This window comes from Pseudomonas sp. D8002 (assembly GCF_013385695.1).
Classification (GTDB): Bacteria; Pseudomonadota; Gammaproteobacteria; order Pseudomonadales; family Pseudomonadaceae; genus Aquipseudomonas.
Map to the genome: position 1 here is coordinate 1 of NZ_JACAPM010000043.1, position 15,819 is coordinate 15,819.

The following is a 15,819-nucleotide window of genomic DNA, read 5'->3' on the forward strand; positions in this document are numbered from 1 at the left end:
GGAACCATAAGCGGCCGTTACCTAAATAACGGATATGTACTCAAACAAGATCAAGCATTCCCCGCCAACCTCAACCGAGCCGCCTGAGTAAAATCCAACATCCGCTTCAGCGGTCTAACCGCCTGCGGAATCACCGAAGGCTCAACAAAAATCTCATTACTCCCCTCACGCAAGCACTGCAGCGTGCGCTCCAGGGTATTCATCGCCATCCACGGGCAATGCGCACAACTGCGACACGCCGCCCCATTCCCCGCCGTCGGCGCCTCGACAAACACCTTGTCCGGGCACAGCTGCTGCATCTTGTAGAAAATGCCGCGGTCGGTGGCCACGATAAACGTCTTGTTCGGCAACCGCTGCGCCGCCGCAATCAACTGGCTGGTAGACCCCACCGCATCCGCCAACTCGATCACCGACGTCGGCGACTCCGGGTGCACCAGAATCGCCGCGTCCGGGTACAACGCCTTCATGTCCTCCAACTGCTTGGACTTGAACTCCTCGTGCACGATGCACGCACCATCCCACAGCAACATGTCTGCACCCGTCTGACGCTGGATATAGGTGCCCAGGTGCTTGTCCGGCCCCCAGATAATCGTCTCGCCGTTATCCATCAGGCTTTCGACAATCTCCAGCGCACAACTGGAAGTCACCACCCAATCAGCACGGGCTTTCACCGCCGCCGACGTGTTGGCATAAACCACCACGGTGCGCTCAGGGTGCTGATCACAGAATGCCGAGAACTCATCCACCGGGCAGCCAAGGTCCAGAGAGCACGTGGCTTCCAGTGTCGGCATCAGGATGCGTTTTTCAGGCGTGAGGATCTTGGCCGTCTCCCCCATGAATCGCACGCCCGCCACCAATACGGTCTTGGCCGGGTGCGCCGCGCCGAAGCGGGCCATTTCCAGGGAGTCGGAGACACAGCCACCGGTTTCTTCGGCCAGGGCCTGAATCACCGGGTCGCAGTAGAAGTGTGCCACCAGCACCGCGTCCTGAGCCTTGAGCTCGGCGGCGATGGCGGCGCGGTAGCCCGCCTCTTCTTCGGCGCTCAGCACCTTGGGCTGCTTGGCGTCGAGGTGGGCTTGGACCAGAAGGCGTTCGGAAATTTGCGTCATGTTCGCAAGACCTGCAGGCGCAGTTGCGCGAAAGTCGAGTGTACCACCGGCTCTGGAGCCTTTCGGGCGCCGCCGGACGAAGTGATTGTGTTCATCAAGCACGGTGAAGCTGCGCAAGGCTACAGAATATCGAATGGTTTCAAAAGCCTAATCTGGGATTCGGCCAGGCATGAAAAAGGGAAACCCGGCCAGGGGTTTCCCTTTTTTACAACGACCGGTTTAACCGGGCAAAGCGGACGGATCGCCTTGCAGCAACGCCCACTGATGCATGTTCGCCAGGGCATCCTTCAGGATGGTTTCATCGGCGCCCTTGGCACTCTTGCCTTCCCGCGCCGCATATTCCAGCAGTACCAGGTAGTCGCGATGGCTGGTGGCCTCGTTCGGTACCACGCTGTCTTTAACCAGTCGAGCCATCTCGTATCGCTGGGTGCGGGTGTTCTGGCTGGCGCTTTGGTCCACGGAGGCGTTGGTCAGGAAGCCATCCTTGTAGGTGATGTTCGCCGCACTGCTGGCCTTGTCGTCGACCTGCACATAGAGGTAGTTCTGCGACTCGCGCCTGGTATCGAAAGCCGGCGGCTTCCCGCCATCCAGGCCCTGATGGAAACTGGCCTTGAGGCTTGATCGCTGGACCTGATCGATCGTGCGATTGGAGAGGTCATTGCCGCCGATGCGCGTTTTCTTGGAAATCCCATAGGCAAACGTATCGGTTTCTCCTGGGCGCGCCGGGTTGGGGGAGCTGGCCGCCTGGGTGATGGAGGCCTTGAAATCCGCCAGACCCGTCAGCAGACCTTGATCTGCCGCGCTGCGGGTCAGCGGCGCAGGCGCTTTGGCGCCCTGCGGGTAGTTGCTGTTCATGGCGGTAAACGCATCCTTGAACATCGCCATCAGGTCAGCATCGGCCTTGCCCCGCGCCTGGGCCTTGTCGAACTGGGCCAGGTAGCTTTTCAGCGCGATTGCCTGTTGCTTGGCGTTGCCGAGGATGCCGGCGTTCTTCAGATCGACCGAGAGATTCACTTCCCCCGACGGGCTACTCATGCGCGTGGTGCGGCCCTGGCTGTCCGCATGGAATGCAAGCGTGAGGTCGTCAGCATTGCTCACTTTCAATTTGCCGCTGAGGTCCACCGCAGCCAATACGCTGGAATCAAACTGCGTCAGCTTGCTCAGCTCGAGCTTCGGCGGCTGGGCGGCCAGGCCGTCGATCGCGTCCTGGAAGGCTTCGCCCAACTTGGCGACTTCCTTGAGTTCGGCGGCGCTGAGGGCGCCACCGTCCACCTTCGCCTGCGCGGCCAGGCCTGCGGACTGGCTGGCCAGGCTGAAGGTGACGGTCTTGCCGCTGGCCGTCTTGACGGTCAGGCTGACCAGGTTGTCGGCCTTGCTGTGCAGCAGCGCCTGTTGAACCTTGAGTTCGGCGGGGCTTTGGGTCCTGGAAGAGCTGGTGCTCAGCGCCGACTGGGAAATGTCGGTACCGCTCTTCGCAAATTGCTCGATCAGGGTAGCGCCCAGGCCGCTGAAGCCTGTGCCTCTGGGCAGTGCAGGGAAATTCGTGCTGATCGCTTTGGTGACCGCATCGTCGCTGTCACTTTCCCAGGCATTGATCGGCCCATGGCCGGGCAATTGGCCGTTGCGGGAATACGTCTCGGCTTGAACGTCTACCGTGACATTGCCAAGGCTGACCACCGAGGAAGGTCGCACGGCAGCGGCGTCCGTTTCTGGCGCCTGCGTAGCTGGCGGGTTAACGGCGGGTCGATTGGTAAGGGCGATGGCGGAGCTGATCGGCGAAAGCGTAGTCATGACGATCCCTGTCTTGAACTGGATTGCAGCCAATTTAACCAAGACAGGGAAGGTTTGGTAGCACGATTGATACAATTGCTAGCAAAGAGCCATGTCAGAAAACTGACTCTTTGCCCTCTTCCGGTGCATCAGAAGCGGTAAGTCACCGAACCGCCGAAACCGTTGGCGCTGTTTTCATACTTGGCGTCGTAGGTCAGCGCCAGTTGCGGATTATTGTCGCGGACCTTGATCGGCTCTTCTTTCAGGTAGGAATAAGCGACGTCGAAGGTCAGGTTATCCACTGGCGTCCAGCCGGCGCCCAGGCTGAACACCGTGCGATCGCCCGTAGGAATACGTACGGACCGGTCGGTGTTGTTGGTGGGCGTCTGGTCCACCGAAAAGCCGGTACGCAGCACCAGTTGCTTGTTCAACTGGTACGACAGGCCGATGGCGTGAGACCAGGTGTCATGCCAGTGCTGTTCTTCGGTGATGGAGTTCAGGCCGGCCAGTTCGGTGGCGAGGTCAGAGACGCCACTGTTGTTGATCGTAATCTTCTTCAACTGGCTCCAGCGGGTGTAGGTGCTGCCGACGTACAGGGTCCAGTCATCGTTGAGTTTATGGGTGACCGAGAAGTCCACGGACGACGGCGTGGTGACATCCAGCTTGGCGTCATACCGCTGCGGGCCGCCATCCACCAGGTCGGTGAGCACCCCCGAGGCGTTGGTTTTGCCCGACAGGTGATACACAACCTGCGAGTGGTAGGTCACACCAATGCGCGTGCTTTCAATCGGCTGCACCAGGATACCGGCGTTGAAACCGGTGGCGGTGTCGTCGCCCTTGACCTTCACGTTTTCCGTGCCGAGGCCAAATGCCGGGACCTTGGAGTCCAGTTCGCCACTGATACGGTTGAAGGTCGGACCGAAGCCCACCGAAACCTTGTCGTTGAAGGCATAGCTGACGGTTGGCTGCACGGTGATGACTTGAACCTTGCTTTTGTTGCCAAAGCCATTGCCCTGGAAGCTGTGTTCATAGTCGGTCACGAGGCCGAACGGCGCGTAGATTCCCAGGCCAAACGCCCAGTGTTCATCAATCGGCGTCACCAGGTAGCCCATCGGTACGGCGATGCCGGGGACCATATCGCCTTTGTTGGTGCCGGGGTTGTCCACGCCACCTTGGCTGGAACTGGCGTCCTTGATGTTCGACTTGGCATCCAGGTAGGTCGCCCCGATGCTCACTTCATTCTGCTTGAGGCGAGACATGCCCGCCGGGTTGCCGAACACCGTGCTGGCGTCATCCGCGGAGGAGGAACGCCCGGCGTAACCGGTCCCCATTGAACTGATGCTTTGTTCGTTGAGGGCGAAACCACCGGCAAACAAGGAAGTGGAGGCAAGGGAAATCGACAGCGCCAAAGCGCTCTTGAAGAGTTTTTTATTCATTATTAGAACTCGAATTATTGGGCAGCGAGAGGAAGCTACCAATCTTCGAGCGGGCAAATTATGAAGAGTTTTTCATGCGCAAAATTGTCCGACAATCCTATTTCTTTCAAAGACTTCGACGGTTTTTCCAGCACTTATTCAGACCCCGGAACCTGAATATGACTGACGGGTTTTAATCTCGCCGTCACGCTTGCAGCAGGCCGGATTGCCTGCCATCGAATAAGCGTGAAGGCGCTGGTGATATAAGTGTCGCAATGACATGATGACGGCCATTTAACACGCGTGGCAGCACTCAAATGAATAGCACTATCGGGACGGGTCCTGAGACAAACAGCCCACCTGAATCTGGCGAGAGTGATTTGTCCGCCGCGGGCCTCAACCACAGCGAAGCCTTCACCGAACGCGTGCTTGCCAGCATCAACGATTGCATCAAGGTGCTGGACCTCGACGCCCGCCTGACCTTCATGAGCGAAGGCGGCAAGCAGATCATGGAAGTCAGCGACTTCAATGCGATCCGCGGCTGCCCCTGGCCCGACTTCTGGCACGACCAGGGCAATCTCGATGCCAAGGCCGCCGTTGAGGCCGCCAAGGCCGGTCGCAATGCCAGCTTTGTCGGCGCTGCCCACACCCTGGCCGGCAACCTTAAATGGTGGCACGTGAACGTCAGCCCGATCATGGGCAGTGACGGCCTGCCGGAGAAAATCCTCTGCGTGTCCCGGGACATCACGCCCCTGCGCGAAGCCGAAGAGTCCCTGCGCAAACTCAACGAGTCCCTGGAACAGCGGGTGGTCGAACGCACTCGCGATCGCGACCGTATCTGGCGCCTGTCGCCGGACCTGATGCTGGTGGCACAACTCGACGGTGTGATCTCCGCCGTGAACCCGGCCTGGACACGCATGCTCGGCCACGCCGAAAACGACCTGGTGGGCAGCCAGTTGCTGGCCCTGGTTCACCCCGACGACCTGGCCGTCTCATCCTCGGCGGTCAGCCGTTTGGGCGATGGCAAGAACTTCCCCAATTTCAAGAACCGTTACCGCCACCAGGACGGCAGCTACCGCATGATCGCCTGGACGGCCGTGCCCGACAGCGACTACATCCACGCCGTGGGCCGCGACATCCAGGCTGAGGAAGAAGCCAAGGAAGCCCTGCGACTGTCGGAAGACGCCCTGCGTCAGTCACAGAAACTGGAAGCCATCGGCCAGCTCACTGGCGGTGTCGCACATGATTTCAATAACCTGCTGACGGTGATCAAGTCCTGTGCCGACTTGCTCAAGCCACCTGCCCTGAGCGAAGCACGCCGCGTGAAATACGTGGAAGCCATCGCCAGCACGGTCGATCGCGCGGCCCGCCTGACGGCCCAGTTGCTCACATTCGCCCGCCGCCAGGCTTTGCGACCCGAGGTGTTCAACGTCGGCGAAAGTGTAAAGCGGGTGGGCGAGATGATGGACAGCCTGACCGGCTCGCGGGTCAAGGTAAGCATCCAGGTGCCTGACGACGCCTGCTTTATCAACGCCGACGAAAGCCAGTTCGATACCGCGCTGGTCAACATGGTGGTGAACGCCAGGGATGCCATGGCCGGCAACGGGCATTTGACCATCACCGTTTCGACGGCAACCTGGCTACCCTCGGTTCGCGCTCACCCGGTACGTGTCGCCGATTACGTGACCATCGAACTGGCGGACACCGGCTCGGGTATCCCGCCGGAAAAACTCGACGCGATCTTTGAGCCCTTCTACACCACCAAGGGTATCGGCCAGGGCACCGGCCTGGGCTTGTCCCAGGTGTACGGCTTCGCCAAGCAATCAGGCGGGGAAATCCTGGTACAGAGCGAGTGCGGCAGGGGTAGCCAATTTACGCTGTACCTGCCCAAGGTCGAGCCAAGTGCCATGCCGGTACCTCAAGACACCAGCGCTTCGCCCATCATCTCAGGCTTGTGCGTGCTGATGGTCGAGGACAACGCCGATGTGGGCCTGTACACCTCGCAAACCCTGGAACAGATGGGCTTTCACGTGCTGTGGGTGCCGGATGCGAACAGCGCGCTGGAAGCCCTGGCCCCCAACCCGGAAAGCTTCCAGGTGGTGTTCTCCGATATCTCCATGCCCGGCATGAGTGGCCTGGAGTTGCTGGACGCAATCGAAGCCTTGTACCCATGGCTGCCGGTGGTGCTCACCACCGGCTACAACGACGAATACGCGCGTATCGCCCAGGAAGAAGCCAGCCGTTTTGTCTTGCTGCAAAAGCCGTATTCCACCGAGGTGCTGGCCCTGCTGCTGCAAAAAGTCGTCAAGAGCCGCCTGCCCCTGGTCGCACAAGGCTAGACCGCAGGCCGGGTCGTGTCCGGAACATTCCCCATCTCCAGGGCCAGATCCAGCCAGGCCCGCGCCGCCGGTGGCAAGTGCGCCTGTCGCCGCCAAGCCAGGGCGATGTGCCAATCAGTCTGGGGCTCGTCCAGCTGGATCAGGGCGATGCCGGCGTGCAGGTGTTTGTAAGCCAGCATGCTCGGTAGAAACGCGACACCCAGGCCTGCGGCAACCAGGTCGACGATAAAGTCGATCTGGGCACTGCGGGCGGTGATACGCGGGACTACGCCTCTGCGCTCGCAGGCTGTGAGAATGATCCGGTTAAGCGCAAACCCGGCCTCGAACAGAATAAAGGGCGAGTCAGCCAGGTCGGAAAAATCGACGCTTTTACGCCCGGCCAAAGGATGGTCGATCGGCATCACCACCATCAGTGGCTCGACGCGCACATCCTGATATTCAAATTCTCCCGCCACCGGTACCAGCAACGCGGCCAGGTCCACCTCCCCGGCCTCCAGGCATTCGCCCAACTTCTTGCTGCCATGCTCGATCAGCTCGATCTCGATTTCCGGATAACGCTGTCGATACAAGGCAAACATCGCCGCAAACAGCACCCCACTGCCCACCGGCGGCAAGCCGATGCGCAATACACCGCGCTTGAGCCCCAGCAAGTCGTTGATCTCGGCCACCAGGTCACTGCGCTCCGCCAGCAACACCAGCGCTCGGCGGTAGGCAATTTCGCCGGCGGCCGTGAGCTCGCTCTTGTGGCCGATGCGATTGAACAGCGGCGTGCCCAATTCATCTTCCAGAGTCTTGACCGCCTTGCTGACGGTAGACTGGGTGAGCGAAACCACCTCGGCTGCTTGTGAGAAGCTGCCCTGGCGAACTACTTCGACAAAGGCCAGCAACGTACGAAGGTTCATGAGTATTCCGTTTGCGACTTGATTCAAGTTGGAAAAGTTGTTTTTACCATGAAAGGCGTTTGTCTATCCTCACCCCACCGTTTTCTTCACTCGGGGCATCACTGTTCATGATCATTTCGTCTGCATCGGATTACCGCGAAGCCGCCCGCCGCAAACTGCCGCGTTTCCTGTTCGACTACATCGACGGCGGCGCCTACGCCGAACACACCCTCAGGGCCAACAGCTCCGACCTGTCGGATATCAGCCTGCGCCAGCGCATCCTGCGCAACGTCGAAAGCCTGAGCCTTGAAACCACGTTGTTCGACCAGCCATTGGCGATGCCGGTGGTCCTCAGCCCGGTGGGCCTGACCGGCATGTTTGCCCGGCGTGGTGAAGTCCAGGCGGCGAAGGCGGCAGCGAACAAGGGCATTCCGTTTTGCCTGTCGACCGTTTCCGTGTGCCCGATCGAGGAAGTGGCGTCCCAGAGCCCGCAATCGATCTGGTTTCAGCTGTATGTGCTGAAAGACCGCGGCTTCATGAAAAACGCCCTGGAGCGCGCCCAGGCCGCCGGGGTGAAAAACCTCGTGTTCACGGTCGACATGCCCACCCCCGGCGCGCGTTATCGCGACGCCCATTCGGGTATGTCCGGTGCCTACGGGCCGCAACGCCAAATCCTGCAGGCCATGACCAAACCGGCCTGGGCCTTCGATGTGGGCCTGCTGGGTCGCCCCCACGACCTGGGCAACATCTCCAAGTACCTGGGCAAGCCCACCCAACTGAAGGACTACATCGGCTGGCTGGCCAACAACTTCGACCCTTCCATCAGTTGGAAAGACCTGGAGTGGATCCGCGAATTCTGGAAAGGCCCGATGATCATCAAAGGCATCCTCGACCCACAAGATGCCAAGGACGCGGTGAGCTTTGGTGCCGACGGCATCGTCGTATCCAACCACGGCGGGCGCCAGTTGGATGGCGTGCTGTCCACAGCCAAGGCACTGGCGCCTATCGTACAAGCCGTGGGCAGCGATCTGACGGTGCTGGTGGACTCCGGCGTACGCTCGGGGCTGGACGTGGTGCGCATGCTCGCGCTGGGCGCCAAGGGCGTTCTGCTGGGCCGTGCACAGGCTTACGCACTGGCCGCCGACGGGCAGCGTGGCGTGGAGAACCTGCTGGATATCTTCGCCAAGGAAATGCGCGTGGCCATGACGTTGACCGGAGTCACGTCGATCGCCCAGATCGATGAGTCGATCCTGGTGCGCAGCCAGGGTTGATCAGTGCAGCGACCTCGGAGCATCCCTTCCGGGGTCGCCCACAGATATTTCTAAATGTTTCTTCATAAAGCCAAACCGTCATTAAACAGACACATTTCAGGAATTAAATCGTCACGTCCCAGGCAGGTGGAGTCCTCCACCTGCCCCCTTCCTTTGAGGTGTCGTCGTGATGTTGCTGACCAAAAAGAGTCTGTCAGTGTTGTTCACTGCCCTGTGCCTGAGTGGTGTCGCTCACGCCACTGACGTCACGGGCGCAGGCTCCAGTTTCGTCTACCCGGTGCTGTCCAAGTGGTCCCAGGAATACAGCAAAAGCTCCAGTGACCGGATCAACTACCAGTCCATCGGCTCCGGTGGTGGTATCGCCCAGATCAAGGCGGCTACCGTGGACTTCGGTGCGTCCGACGCGCCGCTGTCGGCGGATGAACTGAAGGCCGGCGGCCTCGGCCAATTCCCAAGCGTGATTGGCGGCATCGTGCCGGTGATGAACGTCGAGGGCGTTGCAGCTGGCCAGCTGAAACTCGATGGTGATGTGCTGGCGAAGATCTTCCTCGGTGACATCAAGGCCTGGAACGACCCGGCGATTGCCGCCCTCAACCCCGGCTTGAAACTGCCGGGCGCGAATATCACCGTGGTCCACCGCTCGGACGGCTCGGGCACCTCGTACAACTTCACCAACTACCTCTCCAAGGTCAGTGATGGCTGGAAAACCAAAATCGGTTTCGGCACCACCGTGCCGTGGCCGGTCGGTGTGGGCGGCAAGGGTAACGAAGGTGTTTCGGCCTACGTGAAGCAGATCAAGAACTCCATCGGCTTTGTTGAATACGCCTACGCCCTGCAAAACAAGATGACCTACGCCTCACTGAAGAACGCGTCCGGCAAATTCGTCGAGCCCAACGCCAAGGGCTTCCAGGCAGCGGCTGATACTGCCGATTGGGCCAACGCCCATGACTTCAACCTGATCATGACCAACGCACCGGGCGAGAACGCGTGGCCGATCACGGCGACCACCTGGATCATCATGTACAAGCAGGCAAAAAACGCCGAGCAAAGCCAGGCCGCTTTCAACTTCTTCAAATGGTCGTTGGAGAAAGGTCAGCAGCAGGCTGCGGCATTGGACTACGTAGCGTTGCCCGATTCCCTCGTGACCCGGATCGAAGGTTACTGGAAGTCTGACTTCGCCCACTGATCCGCCTCTATAGCCCCCTTCCTCAAGCATGTGCATGCTTGATGGAGGCGGGTGAGCACTTCTGATATGAACGACACCGTGCAATCCCTGGTTATGACTACTCACGCAAGCGACGTGTCGGGTGATAGCCGCGCCGCTCGCGATCAGCGCCACGATCTGTGGTTCAAACGCTCGATGTTCGGGGCCGCGATGCTGGTGCTGCTGCTCTTGGCAAGCATCGCCGCCTCCACCCTGTGGGGCGGTGGCCTGGCGTTCAAGACCTTCGGTTTCGGTTTCATCACCAGCACCGAGTGGGATGCGGTCAACAACCACTTTGGCGCCCTGGTACCGATCTACGGCACCTTGGTCACCTCGTTGCTGGCGTTGCTGATTGCGGTGCCGGTGAGTTTCGGCATCGCGATTTTCCTCACCGAAGTGGCGCCGCCCTGGCTCAGAATGCCGGTCGCCTCCGCCGTTGAATTGCTCGCGGGCATTCCCTCGATTATCTATGGCATGTGGGGCCTGTTTGTTTTCGGGCCCTTTATGGCTGAACACTTGTCACCCTGGATCAATGACTACCTGGGTGCGCTTCCGTTTATTGGATCGCTGTTCCAGGGGCCACCGCTGGGCATCGGGATGCTGACCGCCGGCATCGTGCTGGCGATCATGATCACGCCGTTCATCACGTCGGTGATGCATGAGGTTTTCCGCAGTGTGCCGACTCAATTGAAGGAGTCGGCCTACGCACTGGGCAGTACTACCTGGGAAGTGGTGTGGGACATCGTCCTGCCCTACACCCGTTCGGCAGTGATCGGCGGGATCTTTCTCGGCCTCGGTCGCGCCCTGGGTGAAACCATGGCCGTCACCTTCGTGCTGGGCAACGCGCAACAGTTCTCCGCCTCGTTGCTGATGCCCAGCAGTTCCATCGCGTCCGTCATCGCCAACGAGTTCAGCGAGGCGTACACCGACCTGCATCGTTCGGCGCTGATCGCCCTGGGCTTCCTGCTGTTTATCGTGACATTCGTGGTGCTGGCACTGGCGCGGCTGATGCTCATGCGCCTGTCCCGCAAGGAGGGCCTATGAGCAGCAACGAACGCCTGTACCGCAAGCGTGCCTTGAAGAACCGGGTGGCCATGCTGCTCAGTTGTGGCGCGACAGTCTTTGGCCTGCTGTGGCTGGCGTGGATTCTGCTGACCACCATCATCAACGGCTTTCAGGCGCTCAACCTGCGCCTGTTTACCGAGATGACGCCGCCACCCGGAACAGACGGCGGCCTGGCCAACGCGTTTTATGGCAGCGCCCTGATGTCCGGGATTGCGCTGCTGATTGGCACGCCCATCGGACTGATGGCCGGTATCTGGCTGGCGGAATTCGCACGGCACTCGCGCCTGGGTACCACGGTGCGTTTCATCAACGACATCCTGCTGTCCGCGCCGTCGATCGTGCTGGGCCTGTTCATCTACACCGGGGTGATCCTGCCGCTGAACCTGCTGACCAATCACCAGGTAGGTTTCTCCGCCATTGCCGGTGCCCTGGCGCTGGCCTTGCTGGTGATTCCGGTGGTGGTGCGCACGACCGACGAGATGCTCCAACTGCAACCTTCCACCATGCGCGAGGCGGCCCTGGCCCTGGGCGTACCCCAGTGGAAACTGACGTTGCAGATCGTGTTGAGAGCGGCCAAGGCCGGCGTGGTGACCGGCATCCTGCTGGCGCTGGCGCGGATTACCGGGGAAACCGCGCCGCTGCTGTTCACCGCCTTCGGCAACCAGTTCTGGAGCAGCAACCTGCTCAAGCCGATTGCCAGCGTGCCGGTGGTTATTTTCCAGTACGCCATGAGCCCCTTCGATGACTGGCACTCCCTCGCATGGGCAGGCGCCTTGGTACTGACGATGTTCGTGCTGGTGCTGAGCTTGCTGTCTCGCCTGATTCTTTTGCGCAATAGGTCCCACTGATGCAATCGACCCGCCTTGATCCTGAAAAAACCAAAATCCGTGTCCGTGGGTTGGAGTTTTTCTACAACAACCAACGTTCGCTGAAATCCATCGACATCGACATTCCGGAAAAACGCATCACCGCGATCATCGGCCCATCGGGCTGCGGCAAGTCGACCTTGCTGCGGGTGTTCAACCGTATCTACTCGATGTACCCGAAGCAGGAAGCCCGCGGTGAAGTGCTGCTCAATGGCGAAAACATCCTCGCCCCCGGCTATTCGATGAACCGCCTGCGCAGCCACGTCGGAATGGTCTTCCAGAAGCCGGTACCGTTCCCGATGTCGATCTACGACAACATCGCCTATGCCGTGCGTCACCACGAAAAGCTGTCGCGCCGGGAAATGGATGATCGAGTCGAGCAAGCCTTGCGCGGCGGCGCGCTGTGGGATGAGGTGAAGGACAAACTCAAACAAAGCGCCCAGAGTCTTTCCGGCGGACAACAGCAACGCCTGTGCATCGCCCGCACCATTGCGCTGCGCCCACAGGTATTGCTGCTGGATGAACCGACCTCGGCGCTCGACCCGATTTCCACCGGGCGCATCGAGCAGTTGATCACCGAGCTGAAAGAGCAATACACGGTGATCATCGTGACCCACAACATGCAGCAGGCCGCCCGGGTGTCGGACAGCACGGCGTTCATGTTCATGGGCGAACTGATTGAGCATGGCAATACGGATGAGATCTTCACCAAGCCGAAGATGAAACAGACCGAGGACTACATCACCGGGCGGTTTGGCTAGCTTTAACAAAAAAGCCGATCACTCTCTGTCGCGAGAGTGATCGGCTTTTTACTGGGCAAAAAAAAACCCGGAAATCCTCACTTGCGTGGGCCTTCCGGATTTTCTAAACCGCCAAAAATGGTGGGTCGTGTGGGATTCGAACCTACGACCAATTGGTTAAAAGCCAACTGCTCTACCAACTGAGCTAACGACCCGCTGTGTGGTGGCGCGTATAATACTGATTTCTAAGGATTATTCAACACCTTATTTAAAATAAATCAGAAATAACGCGTTGGGTCAGTAATTCCGGCCGCTTGAAAGCCCTCTGCACGCAGTCTGCAGCTGTCGCATTTCCCACAAGCGCGACCATCAGTGTCTGCCTGATAGCAGGAAACAGTCAGCGAGTAATCGACGCCAAGTCCTACGCCTGCCTTCACGATATCGGCCTTGCTACGGTTCTGCAGTGGCGCCAGGATGCGAAAGCCCTGCCCTTCTACACCGGCCTTGGTCGCCAGGTTGGCCATGCGCTCGAACGACTCGATGTACTCGGGGCGGCAGTCCGGGTATCCGGCGTAGTCCAGGGCGTTGACGCCGATGAAGATGTCGCGGGCATTGAGCACCTCGGCCCAGCCGAGGGCCAGGGACAGGAAGACCGTGTTGCGTGCCGGCACGTAGGTCACCGGAATGCCTTCGCTGGGGCCTTGCGGCACGTCTATGGAGCTGTCGGTCAGCGCCGAGCCACCCATGCCGTCGAGATTCAGGCCGATCACCTTGTGCTCAACCGCGCCCAGGTCTCGGGCGACACGGGCGGCAGCGTTCAGTTCGGCACGGTGACGCTGGCCGTAGTCGAAGCTCATGGTGTAGCAGCTGTAGCCTTCTGCACGGGCCATGGCGACCACGGTCGCGGAGTCGAGGCCGCCGGACAGCAGGATCACCGCACGTTTTTGATCAGTCATCTCAGCGCCCCGGCTCATCGTTCCACAGGTACTTGTGCAGCTGCAGTTGCAGACGCACCGGAAGGTTGTCTGCAACGACCCAGTCGGCCAGGTCGCGAGCATTCAGGTCATGATGGCTGGGGGAAAACAGCACTTCGCCGGCCCGGCGGTCCAGGCCATACTGGATCAGCTTGGAGGTCGCCCAGTCGTAGTCTTCACGGGAACAGATGACGAACTTGACCTGGTCGTTGGCCGTCAGCAGCTCAATGTTCTCGTAGCGGTTGCGGTGCACTTCCTTGGAGCCTGGGGTCTTGAGGTCGACGACTCGGCTGACCCGAGGGTCGACTGCAGAGATATCGAGGGCGCCGCTGGTTTCCAGGGACACCTCGTAACCGGCATCGCACAACTGCTTGAGCAAGGGAATGGCATTGGGCTGTGCCAGGGGCTCGCCCCCCGTGACGCAGACATAACGCGGCCGGTAACCGGCCACCTGCTCAAGGATGTCTTCAAGGGTGCGCACGGTGCCGCCGCTGAAGGCGTAGGCGCTGTCGCAGTACTGGCAACGCAGCGGGCAACCGGTGAGGCGCACAAATACAGTGGGCAGCCCGGCAGTGCGCGTTTCACCCTGCAACGAGTAAAAAACTTCGGTGATACGTAATGTGTCTTGCATAGTCGCCACGGGCGTAACAGCTAAACAGGCTGTCCGCCTCCGTCAGGCACTTCGAGGAATTCCGCCAACGCGTAAACCCCAGGAAGCGTGTTTCATAAAAGGGCGTGGATTCTAACGAAAAAACCCGCGCAGAGCGCGGGTTTCTTCTGAACGGGTTGCGACGCTTACATGCGTTGCAGATCCCGCTGAGCCAACTGGGCCGCAGAGGTACCGGGATATTGGGCCACCACCTGCTGCAGAATGCCTTTGACCTTGTCGGTATGACCCAGGCGGCGTTCTACGTCAGCCAGTTTGTACAGCGAATCCGGCACCTTGGCGTGCTTGGGGTACAGCTGGCTGACCTTGGCAAATGCCTGGCCTGCGCCCTGCAGATCACCCTTGGCCAGGTTCACCTCACCCAACCAGTACTGGGCGTTGCCCGCGTACTGGCTGTTCGGGTATTTGCGCAGGAATGCGGTAAAAGCCTGGCTGGCCTTATCGAAATCCTTGGCTTTGATCAGGTCGAAGGCTGCATCGTAATACAGCTTTTCCTTCGCCGGATCACCCGGTTCGCTGCTGGCGGCAGGGGCTTGGCTCGCAGCCGCGGCCCCTGCCGCTGCACCACCGGCGGCGCTTGCGGCGCCACCGGCAGAAGAATTATCAGGAGTGGCGGCTGGTGTAACGCCGGCTCCAATGCGTCGATCAAGATCCTGGTAACGCTCCAGGCCTTCTTGCTTCAGCTGGTTCACTTGATTCTGCAGAACCTCAATCGTGCCTTGTTGCTGCGACAATTGATCCTGCATGCGTTGCAGCTGGTTGAACAGTTCGCCCTGTGCCGAAGGCGCGGCAGTTGCCGCGCCCCCGGCATAGGCGCCGTTCGTGCCATAACCCGCTGGCGGATAACTGCTCCCGCTATTGTTATAGCCAGAGTTGCTATCTTCCACAGGAACCGCAGCCCACACCGCAAGCGGTGCCAGGCTGAGAGCCAATACAGTTAGAGCACGACGGCACGTTCGCATGACGAATTACTTACGCAGTTCGACGCGACGGTTTTGAGCCCAGGACTGCTCGTCGTGGCCAGTAGCAACTGGACGCTCTTTACCGTAGGAAACCAGTTCCAGTTGGCCTGGAGCAACACCTTGCAGAACCAGGTAGCGCTGAACGGCTTTCGCACGACGCTCGCCCAGTGCCATGTTGTACTCACGAGTACCACGTTCGTCGGTGTTACCTTCCAGAACAACGCGAGCGCCGTTAGCTTTCAGGTCCTTCGCGTGAACGTCCAGAGCGCGCATGGCTTCTGGTTTCAGGTCCGAACTGTCGTATTCGAAGTAGAAAGTGGTGATAGCGCGCAGAGCAGCTTCTTCGCTCAGGGAGCCGTCAACTGCACCAGTGTTAGCGCCGTAACCAGCGTTTGGATCAACAGCTGCGCCTTCACCGGCATTGTCGCCGCCTTTAGACGAGCAACCAACGGCTACGGACAGAGCCAGAGCCAGAGCAGCAAACTTACCAAACTTCAGCATTTCCATCGTGAAACTCCTAATGAACCCCAGTGTGTTAAGTACTTCTTTTTGTAGC

At 59.8% G+C, this 15,819-nt stretch carries 14 protein-coding genes and 1 tRNA gene; 6 read left to right on the forward strand and 9 right to left on the reverse strand.

Translation table 11 applies throughout. The features are described 5' to 3' along the window. Positions 1 to 50: 50 nt before the first annotated feature. The 3 genes from nadA to HX807_RS24830 form a co-directional block, all read right to left on the reverse strand. Entirely contained in the window at positions 51 to 1,109 is a 1,059-nt protein-coding gene (gene nadA / locus HX807_RS24820) for a quinolinate synthase NadA (protein ID WP_003209852.1), read from the reverse strand. A gap of 219 nt (positions 1,110 to 1,328) precedes the next feature. Then, positions 1,329 to 2,900, reverse strand: coding sequence for a lactate dehydrogenase (locus tag HX807_RS24825; RefSeq protein WP_218174107.1), 1,572 nt, complete (start codon positions 2,898 to 2,900; stop codon positions 1,329 to 1,331). 128 nt (positions 2,901 to 3,028) lie between these two features. Beyond that, entirely contained in the window at positions 3,029 to 4,315 is a 1,287-nt protein-coding gene (locus HX807_RS24830; RefSeq protein WP_003209847.1) for an OmpP1/FadL family transporter, read from the reverse strand. A 359-nt stretch (positions 4,316 to 4,674) separates the two neighbouring features. Here HX807_RS24830 and HX807_RS24835 point away from each other — a divergent pair, with 359 nt between their 5' ends. Beyond that, positions 4,675 to 6,633: a PAS domain-containing sensor histidine kinase gene (locus tag HX807_RS24835; RefSeq protein WP_177051400.1), complete on the forward strand. Its 1,959-nt coding sequence runs from the start codon at positions 4,675 to 4,677 to the stop codon at positions 6,631 to 6,633. Here HX807_RS24835 and HX807_RS24840 read toward each other — a convergent pair. After that, positions 6,630 to 7,535: a LysR family transcriptional regulator gene (locus HX807_RS24840; protein WP_003209844.1), complete on the reverse strand. Its 906-nt coding sequence runs from the start codon at positions 7,533 to 7,535 to the stop codon at positions 6,630 to 6,632. The genes HX807_RS24835 and HX807_RS24840 overlap by 4 nt on opposite strands. Positions 7,536 to 7,642: 107 nt before the next feature. On the opposite strand from HX807_RS24840, the gene lldD reads away from it, so the two are divergent. The 5 genes from lldD (at position 7,643) to pstB (ending at position 12,681) form a co-directional block, all read left to right on the forward strand. Next, the gene (gene lldD, locus HX807_RS24845; RefSeq protein ID WP_003209842.1) at positions 7,643 to 8,785 is read left to right on the forward strand and encodes an FMN-dependent L-lactate dehydrogenase LldD; all 1,143 of its coding nucleotides are present in this window, start codon (positions 7,643 to 7,645) and stop codon (positions 8,783 to 8,785) included. Between the two features lie 169 nt (positions 8,786 to 8,954). Next, the gene (gene pstS, locus HX807_RS24850) at positions 8,955 to 9,971 is read left to right on the forward strand and encodes a phosphate ABC transporter substrate-binding protein PstS (protein ID WP_087692900.1); all 1,017 of its coding nucleotides are present in this window, start codon (positions 8,955 to 8,957) and stop codon (positions 9,969 to 9,971) included. A gap of 66 nt (positions 9,972 to 10,037) precedes the next feature. After that, the gene (gene pstC, locus HX807_RS24855) at positions 10,038 to 11,033 is read left to right on the forward strand and encodes a phosphate ABC transporter permease subunit PstC (protein WP_177021878.1); all 996 of its coding nucleotides are present in this window, start codon (positions 10,038 to 10,040) and stop codon (positions 11,031 to 11,033) included. Beyond that, a complete protein-coding gene (gene pstA, locus HX807_RS24860; protein ID WP_003209837.1) occupies positions 11,030 to 11,902 on the forward strand; it encodes a phosphate ABC transporter permease PstA in 873 nt (290 codons plus the stop codon). The genes pstC and pstA overlap by 4 nt, the downstream gene beginning before the upstream one ends. After that, entirely contained in the window at positions 11,902 to 12,681 is a 780-nt protein-coding gene (gene pstB, locus HX807_RS24865; RefSeq protein WP_003209835.1) for a phosphate ABC transporter ATP-binding protein PstB, read from the forward strand. The genes pstA and pstB overlap by 1 nt, the downstream gene beginning before the upstream one ends. A 118-nt stretch (positions 12,682 to 12,799) precedes the next feature. Here pstB and HX807_RS24870 read toward each other — a convergent pair. The 5 genes from HX807_RS24870 to pal form a co-directional block, all read right to left on the reverse strand. After that, a tRNA-Lys gene (locus HX807_RS24870) sits at positions 12,800 to 12,875 on the reverse strand. 63 nt (positions 12,876 to 12,938) lie between these two features. Next, entirely contained in the window at positions 12,939 to 13,616 is a 678-nt protein-coding gene (queC, locus tag HX807_RS24875) for a 7-cyano-7-deazaguanine synthase QueC (protein ID WP_043225928.1), read from the reverse strand. A gap of 1 nt (position 13,617) precedes the next feature. Continuing rightward, positions 13,618 to 14,265 (reverse strand): 7-carboxy-7-deazaguanine synthase QueE, encoded by a 648-nt coding sequence (queE, locus tag HX807_RS24880; protein WP_003209831.1) that lies wholly within the window; start codon positions 14,263 to 14,265, stop codon positions 13,618 to 13,620. 164 nt (positions 14,266 to 14,429) lie between these two features. Further along, positions 14,430 to 15,263 (reverse strand): tol-pal system protein YbgF, encoded by an 834-nt coding sequence (ybgF, locus tag HX807_RS24885; protein ID WP_023659229.1) that lies wholly within the window; start codon positions 15,261 to 15,263, stop codon positions 14,430 to 14,432. A 6-nt stretch (positions 15,264 to 15,269) separates the two neighbouring features. Further along, positions 15,270 to 15,770 (reverse strand): peptidoglycan-associated lipoprotein Pal, encoded by a 501-nt coding sequence (gene pal / locus HX807_RS24890; RefSeq protein ID WP_003209827.1) that lies wholly within the window; start codon positions 15,768 to 15,770, stop codon positions 15,270 to 15,272. Positions 15,771 to 15,819 lie beyond the last annotated feature (49 nt).

Bases quoted from the DNA above. Each gene is read 5' to 3' on its own strand.
- nadA (WP_003209852.1), bottom strand. From the start codon at position 1,109: ATGACGCAAATTTCCGAACGCCTTCTGGTCCAAGCCCACCTCGACGCC.
- HX807_RS24825 (WP_218174107.1), bottom strand. From the start codon at position 2,900: ATGACTACGCTTTCGCCGATCAGCTCCGCCATCGCCCTTACCAATCGA.
- HX807_RS24830 (WP_003209847.1), bottom strand. From the start codon at position 4,315: ATGAATAAAAAACTCTTCAAGAGCGCTTTGGCGCTGTCGATTTCCCTT.
- HX807_RS24840 (WP_003209844.1), bottom strand. From the start codon at position 7,535: ATGAACCTTCGTACGTTGCTGGCCTTTGTCGAAGTAGTTCGCCAGGGC.
- lldD (WP_003209842.1), top strand. From the start codon at position 7,643: ATGATCATTTCGTCTGCATCGGATTACCGCGAAGCCGCCCGCCGCAAA.
- pstS (WP_087692900.1), top strand. From the start codon at position 8,955: ATGTTGCTGACCAAAAAGAGTCTGTCAGTGTTGTTCACTGCCCTGTGC.
- pstC (WP_177021878.1), top strand. From the start codon at position 10,038: ATGAACGACACCGTGCAATCCCTGGTTATGACTACTCACGCAAGCGAC.
- pstA (WP_003209837.1), top strand. From the start codon at position 11,030: ATGAGCAGCAACGAACGCCTGTACCGCAAGCGTGCCTTGAAGAACCGG.
- pstB (WP_003209835.1), top strand. From the start codon at position 11,902: ATGCAATCGACCCGCCTTGATCCTGAAAAAACCAAAATCCGTGTCCGT.
- queC (WP_043225928.1), bottom strand. From the start codon at position 13,616: ATGACTGATCAAAAACGTGCGGTGATCCTGCTGTCCGGCGGCCTCGAC.
- queE (WP_003209831.1), bottom strand. From the start codon at position 14,265: ATGCAAGACACATTACGTATCACCGAAGTTTTTTACTCGTTGCAGGGT.
- ybgF (WP_023659229.1), bottom strand. From the start codon at position 15,263: ATGCGAACGTGCCGTCGTGCTCTAACTGTATTGGCTCTCAGCCTGGCA.
- pal (WP_003209827.1), bottom strand. From the start codon at position 15,770: ATGGAAATGCTGAAGTTTGGTAAGTTTGCTGCTCTGGCTCTGGCTCTG.